Origin of the sequence: Bacteroides sp. AM44-19, from assembly GCF_003603395.1 — a bacterium.
Lineage (GTDB): Bacteria > Bacteroidota > Bacteroidia > Bacteroidales > Bacteroidaceae > Bacteroides > Bacteroides uniformis.
Window position 1 is genome coordinate 157,151 of the sequence record NZ_QTNB01000008.1, and the last position, 12,855, is coordinate 170,005.

The 12,855-nt window shown below is 45.9% G+C and carries 11 protein-coding genes; 5 read left to right on the forward strand and 6 right to left on the reverse strand.

Going from position 1 to position 12,855, the window contains the following annotated elements:
* Positions 1 to 2: 2 nt before the first annotated feature.
* Complete coding sequence (locus DW947_RS13590; protein WP_005823572.1) at positions 3 to 827, reverse strand: glycogen/starch synthase; 825 nt, start codon at positions 825 to 827, stop codon at positions 3 to 5.
* Positions 828 to 1,073: 246 nt separating this feature from the next.
* Here DW947_RS13590 and panC point away from each other — a divergent pair, with 246 nt between their 5' ends.
* Positions 1,074 to 1,931: a pantoate--beta-alanine ligase gene (panC, locus tag DW947_RS13595; protein ID WP_117749672.1), complete on the forward strand. Its 858-nt coding sequence runs from the start codon at positions 1,074 to 1,076 to the stop codon at positions 1,929 to 1,931.
* A gap of 32 nt (positions 1,932 to 1,963) precedes the next feature.
* Positions 1,964 to 2,317 (forward strand): aspartate 1-decarboxylase, encoded by a 354-nt coding sequence (panD, locus tag DW947_RS13600; RefSeq protein WP_005823568.1) that lies wholly within the window; start codon positions 1,964 to 1,966, stop codon positions 2,315 to 2,317.
* Between the two features lie 63 nt (positions 2,318 to 2,380).
* Here panD and DW947_RS13605 read toward each other — a convergent pair whose 3' ends face one another.
* Entirely contained in the window at positions 2,381 to 4,027 is a 1,647-nt protein-coding gene (locus tag DW947_RS13605; RefSeq protein WP_117703444.1) for a S41 family peptidase, read from the reverse strand.
* Positions 4,028 to 4,134: 107 nt separating this feature from the next.
* On the reverse strand, positions 4,135 to 6,435 hold the full coding sequence (locus DW947_RS13610) for a bifunctional dihydroorotate dehydrogenase B NAD binding subunit/NADPH-dependent glutamate synthase (RefSeq protein ID WP_005835472.1): 2,301 nt from the start codon (positions 6,433 to 6,435) through the stop codon (positions 4,135 to 4,137).
* A 196-nt stretch (positions 6,436 to 6,631) separates the two neighbouring features.
* Between DW947_RS13610 and DW947_RS13615 the strand changes: the two genes are divergently transcribed.
* From DW947_RS13615 to DW947_RS13625, 3 genes are read left to right on the forward strand one after another with little or no spacing between them, the layout of a single operon-like run.
* Positions 6,632 to 8,767: a TonB-dependent receptor domain-containing protein gene (locus DW947_RS13615; RefSeq protein ID WP_243635090.1), complete on the forward strand. Its 2,136-nt coding sequence runs from the start codon at positions 6,632 to 6,634 to the stop codon at positions 8,765 to 8,767.
* Between the two features lie 5 nt (positions 8,768 to 8,772).
* Positions 8,773 to 9,786 carry a sensor histidine kinase gene (locus tag DW947_RS13620; RefSeq protein ID WP_009037054.1) on the forward strand — a complete coding sequence of 338 codons (1,014 nt, stop codon included), beginning with the start codon at positions 8,773 to 8,775 and terminating at the stop codon, positions 9,784 to 9,786.
* A 1-nt stretch (position 9,787) separates the two neighbouring features.
* A complete protein-coding gene (locus DW947_RS13625) occupies positions 9,788 to 10,489 on the forward strand; it encodes a LytR/AlgR family response regulator transcription factor (RefSeq protein ID WP_005828898.1) in 702 nt (233 codons plus the stop codon).
* Between the two features lie 147 nt (positions 10,490 to 10,636).
* Here the strand turns inward: DW947_RS13625 and serS are convergent, their stop codons facing one another.
* The 3 genes from serS to rplU all read right to left on the reverse strand — a co-directional run bounded on the left by serS (position 10,637) and on the right by rplU (position 12,662).
* On the reverse strand, positions 10,637 to 11,911 hold the full coding sequence (serS, locus tag DW947_RS13630; RefSeq protein ID WP_005828896.1) for a serine--tRNA ligase: 1,275 nt from the start codon (positions 11,909 to 11,911) through the stop codon (positions 10,637 to 10,639).
* A 141-nt stretch (positions 11,912 to 12,052) separates the two neighbouring features.
* Positions 12,053 to 12,322 (reverse strand): 50S ribosomal protein L27, encoded by a 270-nt coding sequence (gene rpmA, locus DW947_RS13635; RefSeq protein WP_005828893.1) that lies wholly within the window; start codon positions 12,320 to 12,322, stop codon positions 12,053 to 12,055.
* A 22-nt stretch (positions 12,323 to 12,344) separates the two neighbouring features.
* On the reverse strand, positions 12,345 to 12,662 hold the full coding sequence (gene rplU / locus DW947_RS13640; protein WP_005828892.1) for a 50S ribosomal protein L21: 318 nt from the start codon (positions 12,660 to 12,662) through the stop codon (positions 12,345 to 12,347).
* Positions 12,663 to 12,855 lie beyond the last annotated feature (193 nt).

The window sequence follows — 12,855 nt, forward strand, 5'->3', positions numbered from 1 at the left end:
TTTTATTTTTGTTCTGTTTCCCATACCTTGTCGTAGAAGTCATTGCAGGCTTCAGCAAAGTTCTCGGGAGATTGATATTCCAATACCGGTTTTCCGGATTCGCGGGCATAGTTCAGTACTTCCTCATTGACGTGTTCGCTTTGCTGGATAATGCCGTCGGAGAAGTCAGCAGCCAGTTTGCAAAGTGCTGTGTAGTCAATGGGTTCCTTCAATCCTGCAATATCTTTCTTGGCGATGCCTTTCAACAATAGCTTGTTAGAGAAGTCTGCGTGGAAAGGTTGTTTGAAGTCATCTTCATAAAGGGAAAATATGACCTTGGCATCTCTGAAGGAAGGTTCGTCTTTATAGGCTTTTTTGATGTACAGAGGCGCTAAAGCGGTCATCCAGCCGTGGCAGTGGATGATGTCGGGACACCAACGCAGTTTCTTCACCGTTTCCAGTACGCCACGGGCATAGAAGATGGCACGGGCATCATTGTCTTCATACTCTTCACCATTTTCGTCTGTTACCTGCAAGCGGTTCTGGAAGTAGTCATCGTTGTCGATGAAGTATACTTGCATACGTGCAGACTGGATAGAGGCAACCTTGATGATGAGCGGGTGATCGGTATCGTCAATGATGAGGTTCATGCCGGAGAGTCGTATCACCTCATGCAGCTGGTTTCTGCGTTCGTTGATATTTCCCCATTTGGGCATAAACGTTCTGATTTCTCTGCCTTTTTCTTGAATAGCCTGAGGTAGGTTTCTGCCTACGAGGGACATTTCGGATTCTGAAACGTAAGGGGTAATTTCTTGGGTTATAAATAAAACCTTGTTCGCCTTTGTCATAATAACAATGTTCTCAATTATTCTGCAAAGATATAAAAAAAATCGGGCAATAAAGCAAACGGAGCCCGTCTATAATTCCTTATGAATTGTTAACTGCTTGTTATTCAGCGAGACAGCTGCTTCTGGAATTGCCGGAAAGTGTACTGAGTTTTGCATTAATTTGCGATATTTCTTCTTTATATGCTAAATAATGGTTTATTTTGCACCGCTTTTGCGAACAACCAAGTTATTATATAACCGATTAAAATGGAAATAGTACATACTATCAAGGACTTGCAGGCCGGACTTTCGGCTTTGAGAGCCCAAGGAAAGAAGGTAGGTCTGGTGCCTACGATGGGTGCCTTGCATGCCGGTCATGCCTCATTGGTGAAACGTTGTGTGGCAGAAAACGACGCTGCCGTAGTAAGCGTTTTTGTAAATCCGACCCAGTTTAATGACAAGAATGATTTAGTGAAATATCCTCGTACGCCGGAGGCTGACTGCCGTTTGCTGGAGGAGTGTGGAGCGGCATTTGTCTTTGCACCTTCAGTGGAGGAGATGTATCCGGAACCGGATACCCGCCGTTTCAGCTATGCGCCGCTGGACACAGTGATGGAAGGGGCATTCCGTCCGGGACATTTTAACGGTGTCTGCCAGATTGTGAGCAAACTGTTTGATGCTGTGCAGCCGGATCGTGCCTACTTCGGTGAGAAAGATTTCCAGCAGCTGGCAATTATTCGCGAGATGGTCTGCCAGATGAAGTATCCTTTGGAAATTGTAGGGTGTCCGATTGTGCGTGAGGAAGACGGGTTGGCTCTGAGCAGTCGCAATGCCCGTTTATCTGCCGAAGAACGTAAAAATGCACTGAAAATTTCGCAGACTTTATTTGAAAGTCGTACCTTTGGAGCTTCACATACGGTAGCTGAGACACAGAAGTTTGTGGAAGACACCATCGCAGCCGCCCCCGGATTGCGTTTGGAATACTTTGAGCTGGTGGATGGCAATACCTTACAGAAGATTACCGATTGGGAGGAAACTTCTTATGCTGTGGGTTGCATCACAGTATTCTGTGGGGAAGTCCGTCTGATTGACAATATCAAGTACAAAGAGCCTGCTGCCTTGTAATTTATAATTAGTAATTCGTAATTTATAAAGATATGATGATTGAAGTGTTGAAGTCGAAAATCCATTGTGCCCGCGTCACGGAAGCGAACCTGAACTATATGGGAAGCATTACGATTGATGAAGATTTGATGGATGCCGCCAACATGATTGCCGGCGAGAAGGTGTATATAGCCGACAATAATAACGGTGAACGTTTTGAAACCTACATTATTAAAGGCGAGCGTGGCTCTGGCAAAATTTGCCTGAACGGTGCGGCAGCCCGCAAGGTGCAACCTGATGACATCGTTATTATCATGTCCTACGCGCTGATGGACTTTGAAGAAGCCAAGTCGTTCAAGCCGACGGTGATTTTCCCCGACCCGGCAACGAACAAGGTGGTGAAGTAGTCTCTTTATTGAAATATGGAAATAAAGCCCTGTTTGCAATTTATTTGTAAACGGGGCTTTGTTTTACTTCTGATTCTTCTCCGCAGGGTTCGTATGAGAATGAGGAGCCGATTTAATCTTGTCGAGTAAATACAGAATCTCAGTTTGGACATCGAAATTATATCTTTGGTAATCCTGATAGGTGGGCATCAAGTCCGGATAAAGTGTGTGGGCACACCGGTCTTTGCCCGGAAAGCATATTTGTATGGAGTTGGAGATAGAGCCTTGCATACCGGTATAGGGTAGCCGGAATAAGGTTTGTTCCATGTAGGTATTGGGGGCTTGTCCGCTGGGTATTCCTACAAGGGTAGCACCCATTTTCCACAGATAGAAAGTGTAGTGGAAAGCTGCACTGAAGGTACGTTCGTTGGTAATGACGTAAATGTGTTCCGGAGTATAGAGCGCCTTTCCTTGTTGCTTTCTCAGTTCTTCCGGCACACTGGACATGCAGTTCTCGATGAAGTCGGTCCGTCGCTGTTCTATGTTTGTGGTGTCTGCTTCGTCCGTACTAAAAGTGTAGTCACCGTAGGCATAGTCTGTTCCGTATGCTTGGTTGAAATCCTGTAAGTTTGTCTGTAGTTTTTGCATGTAGAGGGGAGAGATGATACGATAGAATTCTATATCCATATCCGTTTGCAGGAAGTGGTCGCCGAACAGTTGGTAAAGTGTGGGTAGGACAATTGGAGTCCAGCCGCCGCTATTGTTGCGCAAATCTATGATGAGGGTGGAGGAGGCTTCCTTCTTCATCTCTTTCAGCATATGGGCGAAAACTTCGGAAAGGGACGGGAGTTGCCGAATGGCTTGCAGGGTATCGGCGGGCATATCTTGTTTCAGGATATCCCGATAATAGAATCCTATTTGCCGGTATAAATCTTTCAGCCCTTGTTTTTGCATATACTCAAAATTATCCCGTGCCATGATACTGTTGATATTGATGAGCATTATTTGCTTGTCGTTGTCTATGAACTGATAGGCCAGTTGTTTGTCTGTATAAGCTTTCCAACTGTTATTGTGTTGCATGGGTGTGTTTTGCACTTCCTGCCTTGACAATAAGGGAAGGGTTAATCCTCTTGATTTGCCGTCGGGAGTAAGAAGTGAGAGGTGAAGGTTGTCTTTCATTTCAGGGAAAAGCTGTCTCAAGAAATGTTCCGTAGGCATGGACCTGCATAGATTGGCATAACGGTCATATAGGTTTTCACTGGCTTGGATAGCGGCAGTGCGGGCCAGTACCTCTTCTAAAGAATCTCCGTTGATGGTTGTGATACGGCTACCTAACAAGTCTTTGTACGTTTCAGGGATTCCTTGAAGTATAATGCCGTCGGGGATGGTGCGTACTTCCAGTGCCAGGTAACGCTGATTTGCTTGTTGATTGGCTGTGGGAGGTAAAAGGTAGGTATGTCCGTCTTGCAGATTGGATAGGAAAATGCTTACCTTATCAAAAAAGGTCTGTTTCGTACCGGGAGTCCGGCGTAACTCGTTCTCCAGATGGAAAGCTTGTTCGTAGAAGAATACTTTTCCTCCGAAGCCGCTGTAAGGGTCGGGATGGGTTGCTGCCAGTTCTTTTACCAGATACCGAAAGTCTGAGGCAAGGGAATCCCCGTTTAGGGGCTCTTGGGCGCTTGCCAATAGGGAAGCCAGACAGGGAAGGAGGGATAGATAAATACGTTTCATATTCTTGAAATATTTAAATTGTATGCTAGAAGGGGAAAGTAGAGGAAGAGGTTGTAGTAGAATAAAAAAGGTGGAGTTCGTATGTCTCCACCTTTCATGACAGATTCTTATTTTTTTAGCTGTTCGTTCATCGCTGCTGCTGCCTTTCGTCCGTCTCCCATGGCAAGGATTACGGTAGCACCTCCGCGGACAATGTCTCCTCCGGCAAAGATGGTCGGGATGGACGACTGCATGTTATCGTTGACGGCAATCGTTCCCTTCCGGCCCAATTCCAATCCCTTGATGGAGCTTGGGACAATCGGGTTGGGAGATACACCTACGCTGACGATGGCAAGGTCGATGTCGATGGTTTCCGTGGCTCCGGGGATGGGTACGGGACTGCGGCGTCCGCTGGCATCCGGCTCACCCAGTTCCATTTTCTGAAGCACCACTTGTTTCACTTTTCCTTGTTCGTCGGCAATGTATTCGATTGGGTTGTGGAGGGTCAGGAATTCTACACCTTCTTCCTTGGCATGTTTCACCTCCTCGATACGTGCCGGCATTTCTTCTTCCGAACGACGGTAGATAATTAGGGCGCGCGCTGCACCGAGGCGGCGTGCAGTACGCACGGAGTCCATGGCAGTATTACCGCCGCCTATCACGGCTACACATTTGCCGAAGGGAACCGGTGTATCGGAATCTTCACTTGCCGCATCCATCAGGTTGACACGGGTCAGGTATTCATTGGACGAGAGGATATTGATGGAGTTCTCGCCGGGGATGTTCATAAAGTTGGGCAGTCCTGCACCGGAAGCTACGAATATGCCTTTGAAGCCTTCCTCTTCCAGTTGTTCCACGCTGAGCGTCTTGCCGATGATACAGTCCTTGACGAATTCTACTCCCATTTTGGCAAGGTTGTCAATTTCCACATCCACCACTTTGTTGGGCAGGCGGAACTCAGGAATGCCGTATTTCAATACACCACCAATCTCGTGCAGTGCTTCGAAAACAGTCACGTCATAGCCATACTTCGCCATATCTCCGGCAAATGACAGACCGGCGGGACCCGAACCGATGACAGCTACTTTGATACCGTTCTTTTCCTTGATTTCAGGTATGGAGATTTGTCCGCTCTCCCGTTCGTAGTCAGCGGCAAAACGTTCCAGATAGCCGATGGCTACCGGCTTTTCGTTCATTTTCAGATGGATACATTTGGATTCGCACTGTTTCTCCTGCGGGCAGACGCGACCGCAGACGGCAGGCAGTGCACTGGTTTCTTTCAGTGTCTTGGCTGCTTCGAGGAATTCACCGCGCTCAATGTTCTTGATGAAGCGGGGGATGTCGATACCTACCGGACAACCTTCCGTACATCCGGGGTTGGCGCAGTCCAAGCAACGTTTGGCCTCTGTCAGCGCTTGTTCTTTCGTTAACCCTTGGTTGACTTCCTCCTTGCGGCTGTGCGAGCGGTATTCTGCATCGAGCTCGTTCATCTCCACGCGTGGAATGGCAGTCCGTTCTTTGGCTTTCATGGATTTGCGTAACTCCTGACGCCATGCAGCATTACGGCTTTTCTCATCTTCCATGTTTTCACCGGTAGCTTGGCAGGTCTGAGGTTCTTCCAGCTTGTGCATCTCCTCGCGTTCGATGTTTTTAAAAGCGCCCATACGCTTCAGCATCTCGTCGAAGTCCACTTGATGTCCGTCGAACTCAGGGCCGTCCACACATACAAATTTGGTCTTTCCTCCGATGGTGATTCGGCAGGCGCCACACATGCCGGTACCGTCAACCATAATCGTATTCAGGGATACATCCGTGGGGATTTCGTATTTCTTTGTCAGCAAACAAACAAATTTCATCATGATGGCGGGGCCGATGGCGAAACACTTGTTCACCTTCTCGCGCTTGATGACTTCTTCTACGCCTTCCGTCACCAGACCTTTTCGTCCGTAGGAACCGTCGTCGGTCATGATAATGACTTCGTCGGAGCTTTCGCGCATCTCCTTTTCAAGGATGATCAGTTCTTTGGTACGTCCTGCCAGTACGGTGATGACGCGGTTGCCGGCAGCTTTCAGCGCTTGCACGATAGGGAGCATGGGAGCTACGCCTACACCACCTCCGGCACAGACCACAGTACCGAAGTTGTCAATGTGCGTAGCTTGTCCCAACGGGCCGACAACATCCGTAATATAATCGCCTTCGTTCAGTTCGCAAAGACGGGTAGAGGAGAGCCCGACTTCCTGAACCACCAGTGTGATGGTTCCCTTTACCGGGTCGGCTTCCGCAATGGTAAGCGGCATACGTTCGCCTTTTTCGCCCACACGTACAATGACAAAGTGCCCTGCCTTACGTGATTTGGCAATCAATGGTGCTTCAATGACTAACTTAAAGACCTTTTCAGAAAAGTGTTCTTTGCTAATGATTTTATTCATTATCTAATAATTTTGTTGGTGTAATTACGCAATTACTGTCAGATTGATAGATTTTGCAAAGATAGGGGTTATTTGGTAATATCAAAAGAAGAATAGGGTAAAACTGCATGTTGTCACTGGATAACATTCCTTTGTCACTATAATTTGTTCACTTTCTACAGCCTGCCTACTTTTGAAATAAAAAATGAGGAAGAGTATGTATCGAAATGTTTTTTTAGGGGCAATTTTATTGAGTATGCCTTTGGTGGTTTGGTCGCAGCAGGATACGATTGCCGACCAGCGTTTGGAAGAAATTATGGTAACTGCTAAACTCCCGTTGGTAGAAATATCTGCCGGTAAAACAAGTTACCGGATGGATGCGTCAGTCACTCAAAGTACGGGAAGTCTTTATGATGTTCTTGCTTCCCTGCCGGGAGTCGTGATAGATTCCAATGGTAATATCTTGCTGAACGGACAAAGCGGTGCGACGATTCTGATGGATGGCAAGCCTACTTATCTTTCGGGAGATGAATTGATGAGTCTGTTGAAATCTACTCCTGCAACTAATGCTGATAAGATAGACTTGATAACCCAGCCTTCCGCACGCCACGATGCGGCGGGAAGCTCCGGGTTGATTGATATCCGTACAAGAAAAATCAGACTGCGCGGTGTGAATCTGGCCTTGAACGGCAATGGCAGTCTTGGACGGACGGGTAGCGGTTATGGAGGTGCCTCCATGAATATTCGGGAGAATAAGTTCAATCTTTATTTGAACTATTCGTATTATCAGGGGAAGGATGTCATAGACTTGTTTATCGACCGTGCGTTCGAACGGGATGGAGGAAGGATGATGCAGGACTCTTACCGGAAGCGTAGGAATTATTCGCACTATTTTCGTACCGGATGTGATTATTATCTCAATGAGCGGACAGTTTGGGGAGTCTCATTGGGTGGAAACTTTTCCCGGCAAAGGGAAAATGCAGGCATGTTTACGGAAATCCGAGAAACCGGAGTTGCGGGAAATACTTACAGCCATGCGGAGCAAAACCGGAATAATGTTTCTGCCGGAACCAGTATGGTGCACAAGCTGAAAAGAGAAGGGGGAGAACTCAGCGCTTCTTTTGATTATTTCCATTACTACCGTGTTGGAAACCAGTTGATGGATAGTTTTAAGCCCGATACATTGAAAGGGGATATGAAGGGAAATACCGACTTATATGTCGGACAGATAGATGCGGTTTATCCATTGAGTGAGGTTTGGAAGTTACAGGCTGGAGTCAAAACCTCATTTGTTACGATAGACAATACGGCAGGTTATATGCGTCCGTCGGTTTCCGGCTGGCTGCCGGACGGGGCACTTGGTTCCCGATTCGTATATGATGAGAATATCAATGCCTCTTATCTACAAGTCGGCTATGAGAAAGACCGCTTGAAAATCTCAGCGGGTCTAAGGTTGGAACATACCCATGTACACGGGGATTTTGGAGGAAATACACAACAGAAAGACTCTTCGTTTACAACGAATTACTTCCATTTGTTTCCTACTATTGCTTTGCAATACGGTTTGACTTCGGAACATCTGTTTCAGCTTTCGTATGGCAGGCGTATTACCCGCCCCAATTATGGTGATTTGAATCCTTTTACCTATATATTTGATGACTATACCCATGAAGGGGGAAATACGAAGCTGCATCCTTCTTTCTCTGATAATATAGAGTTGGGGTATGTGTATCGTGACTGGTTTCAGACAGTGCTCTTTTTCTCGCGTACAGATGATGCTATCATGAAGAGCTATCGCGAACAGGAGGGGCGGCGTATCTATGTAATGCCCCAGAATCTGTCTTCCTATGTACAGACGGGTATGCGTGTACATGCCGCCAACCTCTCACCTGTTTCTTTTTGGAAGGTGAATCTGACCGCTATCGGTATTTATAATAATTATGGTTGGACGGAGCAAGGGCAGAAAATGAAAAACCGTATGTTTACCCCGATATTCGGCTGCATGAACCAGTTTGCTTTCACTTCCGTATGGTCGGCCGAACTTTCGGCAAATTATAATGGACGAATGGCCTACGGACAAGCCACAGTACATCCGGCGCTGGAAGTGAATGTCGGCATCCAAAAGAAGATGTTCCGTAACAGATGCACCGTTACCTTGTTTGCCAAGGATGTATTCAACACCAATTATCAAAAAGTAGATATTCAATCTCCCGGTGTGCAGGCGTTTGTTGACGAACGGCACAACAAACGTGTGCTGGGTATTGCTTTCTCTTGGCGTTTTCAAAAAGGCAGCGATACAAAAGAAAGCAGAAGGAAAAAAGAAATAGATGAAACAAAAAGAGTAAATTTGTAACTACTATGGGCAGACTGTGGAACAAATGGCTGATGCCGGCATTATTTGCCGTGATTCTTTTTCTATGTATTCGTGTGGCGAATGATATTCCGAAACATGAATACTATTGGGAAAGTAATGAGTGGAATTTCATGTTGAAGGATATGCTTGTGGTACTCTTCATGTCTTACCCTATCTTTTTTCTATTGAAGTATTGGCTTTGTTTGTGCCGGAAGCGGAAGTTGGTGTGGTGGCAGGAATACGGGGTGGTTGTCCTGACAGCTCCCGTCTGGTGTCTTCTGACGATGTGGGTTATCCGCTTTTTGATGGGGGTAAGTCTTGATTTATACGATGTGCCTATTCCCGCCATAGTCAGTATGTTGCTTGGCGGCTTCTTCTATATATTCTTGCGTAATCAGATGATACAGAAGGAAAACGAAGCTCAACGCCTGCAATTGGAGAAGATAAAAAATGACCAGCTCCAGACAGAGCTGAAATTCCTTAAAGCACAATATCATCCACACTTTCTTTTTAATGTACTCAATACGGTTTATTTTCAGATAGATGAGAATAATGAGGCTCCACGGCATACTCTTGAGCAATTGTCCGATTTGCTTCGTTACCAATTATACAATGACGGGGAGAAAGTGCAAGTTCGTGTGGAAGTGGAATATCTGAAACAATACATCAGCCTATGTAAACTTCGTGCTACGAAGCGGCTGCAGTTGCAGGTGCATTTCGATGAAATGGAGGCGCAGGTTGAGATTTATCCATTGTTGTTTGTACCGTTGGTGGAGAATGCTTTCAAATATGTGGGAGGGAACTATTTTATAGCTATGGATATGTGTCTGAAAGAAGGCAAGTTGTGTTTTAGTATTGAAAATTCTATACCGGAACCATTAGTGCACCAGAAAGGAAAACATGGAATCGGCATAGAAAATCTGAGGCGCAGGCTGGAGCTGCTATATCCGGAGCGTCATACGCTGGACATAAATAGAGGAGATACTTTGTTTAGAGTAAAACTTGTGATAGAATTATAGGATGAAACAGGTAAAATGTGTAATAACCGATGACGAGCCTACTGCATGTGAAGGATTGCAACGCTATGTGGAAAAGGTGGATTTCCTTTCTTTAATGGGTGTATGTGAAGATACTATGCAGTTGAACACTCTTTTGCAGACTGAGCAGCCGGACTTGTTGTTTCTGGATATTGAAATGCCTTATCTTTCGGGGCTTGAACTCTTGGCATCTCTTGCCCATCCGCCTCATGTGATTATCACTTCCGCTTATGAGCAGTATGCATTGAAAGGTTATGAACTTGATGTTACGGACTATCTGTTGAAACCGATTTCGTTTGACCGGTTCCTGAAAGCGGTGAATAAAGTACATGGTCTTTTGCAGCAGGAGAAATGGCCGGATGAAGCTAATAATTTTATATTTGTCCGTTCAGACCGTCAGATGCATAAGGTGTTGTTTAAGGATATTCTGGTGGTGGAGGGGCTGGAAAATTACGTCTGTATTTATACGGAAAGCACAAAGCTGCTTGTACGTTCTACCATGAAGCGTATGATAGAGGCTCTTCCTGGTGGAGTATTTCAGCAAGTCCATAAATCATATCTGATAAATTTGGAAAAGATTGAGATGATAGATGGCAATCGGATTATAGTTGGGAGGCATACTGTTCCGGTGGCACGTAATTTCCGCGAGGAGGTGTTTGCACGTATTTTGAAGAATACTTTGTAGTTGCGCAGGAGAAGCTTGTCATGATAAAACTCCGGGCACGAATTACATGGATTTCACGTTTTTTGCTAACCGCAACTGTGAAATTCATGTAATTCGTGCCCGAAAGAAAGTGTCAAAGGCGTATTGCTGCACGTGACTATTATGGCCTTAGTCTATTATTTCAAATCCCGTATACGGAACCAATGCCTTTGGTATGCGGATTCCTTCTGGAGTCTGGTTGTTTTCCAGCAAGGCGGCAACGATGCGTGGCAGAGCGAGTGCGGAACCGTTCAGCGTATGGCAAAGCTCTGTTTTCTTTTCTGCCGTACGGTAGCGGCATTTCAGACGGTTGGCTTGATAAGTGTCAAAATTAGAGACGGAACTTACTTCCAGCCAGCGTTTCTGTGCTTCGGAATACACCTCAAAGTCAAAACAGAGGGCAGCCGTGAAGCTCATATCGCCACCGCAAAGGCGCAGGATGCGGTAGGGGAGTTCCAGCTTTTGAAGCAAACCTTCTACGTGGTCCAACATCTCCTGGTGGGATTGTTTGCTGTGTTCCGGTTTGTCGATGCGTACCAGTTCCACTTTGGAGAATTCGTGCAGGCGGTTCAAGCCACGTACGTCTTTCCCGTATGAACCGGCTTCACGGCGGAAACATTGTGTGTATGCACAGTTCTTGATGGGCAACTGCTTTTCGTCCAGAATCACATCACGGTAGATGTTGGTTACGGGGACTTCGGCGGTAGGAATCAAGTAGAGGTCGTCCACTTCGCAATGATACATTTGCCCTTCCTTGTCAGGCAGCTGTCCCGTGCCGTAGCCGGAAGCGGCGTTCACCACTGTGGGCGGCATTATTTCCGTATAGCCGGATTTGCGTGCTTCGTCCAGGAAGAAGTTGATGAGTGCGCGTTGCAGTTGTGCGCCTTTGCCTTTGTATACGGGGAAGCCGGCACCGGTAATCTTGACACCCAGGTCAAAGTCTATCAAGTCATATTTCTTGGCCAGTTCCCAGTGGGGCAGGGCGTCTTTGGGCAGCTCGGTTTCCATACCACCTATTTTCTCTACTACATTGTCGTCGGCACCTACGCCTTCAGGCACGCTGTCGTAGGGAACGTTGGGGATGGTATAAAGCAAAGTCTGCAAATCGTTGGCAGCCTGGTCCATATTGGCTTGCAAGTCCTTGTTGACTTCTTTCAGCTCGGCCACGCGGCTTTTGGCGGCTTCTGCTTCTTCTTTCTTGCCCTCCTTCATCAGTTGTCCGATGGATTTGGAGAGTGAGTTGGCTTCTGCCAGGTTTTTATCTAGGATGGTTTGATTGGCTTTTCTTTTGTCATTGAAGTCCAGCACTTGTGCAATGGTTTCTTTTGCATTCTTGAAGTGCTTCTTTTCCAGTCCGCGGAGAACCGCGTCGGTGTTTTCTGTAATTTGTTTGATGGTAAGCATATCTTATACTTGTTTTTATGTTATTCGGTTTTGTGAGTGCAAAGATATGGAAAAAACAAATAAAGTGTTGCTTTTGACATAAAAGAAAGGGATGCAACCTATTCGGATTGCATCCCTTTTCCTTATTTCTTGTTCGGAAACTTATGCTTCTGCATTTTCTGCAGGGATAACAGAAACTGAACGTCTGTCTTCCTTGCCCACTTTGAACTGTACAGTTCCGTCTACTAAAGCGAAAAGAGTGTGGTCTTTTCCCATACCGATGTTATTACCCGGGTGGAATTCAGTACCTCTTTGACGAACGATGATGTTACCTGCTTTGCAAGCTTCGCCACCAAATATCTTAACGCCTAATCTCTTGCTCTGTGATTCGCGGCCGTTCTTAGAACTACCGACACCTTTTTTATGTGCCATTTCTTCTTACTGTTTTAATTGATTAAGCTACTACTTCTGTAATTGTTAACTCTGTGAATTGTTGACGGTGACCGTTCAACTTACGATAACCTTTTCTTCTTTTCTTGTGGAAAACAAGAACTTTATCGCCTTTTACCATGTTTGATACGACCTGGCAAACAACCTTTGCACCCTCTACTGTGGGAGCACCTACGGTGATGTTGCCGTCTTTGTCTACCAAAAGAACCTTGTCAAACTCTACTGTTGCACCGTTTTCTGCATTCTGGATGTGGTGTACAAACAGCTTTTTGCCAGCTTCTGCTTTGAATTGCTGACCGTTGATTTCTACAATTGCGTACATTTCTTATATATAATGTATAAGTTAGCTCCGTCGGGTGGTCTCTAATCACTTAGAAAGCACTTGGTCGAACCCGGTGCGGAATAATCGGGCACAAAAGTACTCTTTTTATTCTAAATAGACAAATGTTCTTTTGCTTTTTTGTTCTTTTAATGCAGATTGTACTTTTAGATTATTGGAGAAAAACTGTTTCATC

Excerpts from the sequence above, each read along its gene's own strand:
- DW947_RS13590 (WP_005823572.1), bottom strand. The coding sequence starts at position 827 with ATGACAAAGGCGAACAAGGTTTTATTTATAACCCAAGAAATTACCCCT.
- panC (WP_117749672.1), top strand. The coding sequence starts at position 1,074 with ATGGAAATAGTACATACTATCAAGGACTTGCAGGCCGGACTTTCGGCT.
- panD (WP_005823568.1), top strand. The coding sequence starts at position 1,964 with ATGATGATTGAAGTGTTGAAGTCGAAAATCCATTGTGCCCGCGTCACG.
- DW947_RS13605 (WP_117703444.1), bottom strand. The coding sequence starts at position 4,027 with ATGAAACGTATTTATCTATCCCTCCTTCCCTGTCTGGCTTCCCTATTG.
- DW947_RS13610 (WP_005835472.1), bottom strand. The coding sequence starts at position 6,435 with ATGAATAAAATCATTAGCAAAGAACACTTTTCTGAAAAGGTCTTTAAG.
- DW947_RS13615 (WP_243635090.1), top strand. The coding sequence starts at position 6,632 with ATGTATCGAAATGTTTTTTTAGGGGCAATTTTATTGAGTATGCCTTTG.
- DW947_RS13620 (WP_009037054.1), top strand. The coding sequence starts at position 8,773 with ATGGGCAGACTGTGGAACAAATGGCTGATGCCGGCATTATTTGCCGTG.
- DW947_RS13625 (WP_005828898.1), top strand. The coding sequence starts at position 9,788 with ATGAAACAGGTAAAATGTGTAATAACCGATGACGAGCCTACTGCATGT.
- serS (WP_005828896.1), bottom strand. The coding sequence starts at position 11,911 with ATGCTTACCATCAAACAAATTACAGAAAACACCGACGCGGTTCTCCGC.
- rpmA (WP_005828893.1), bottom strand. The coding sequence starts at position 12,322 with ATGGCACATAAAAAAGGTGTCGGTAGTTCTAAGAACGGCCGCGAATCA.
- rplU (WP_005828892.1), bottom strand. The coding sequence starts at position 12,662 with ATGTACGCAATTGTAGAAATCAACGGTCAGCAATTCAAAGCAGAAGCT.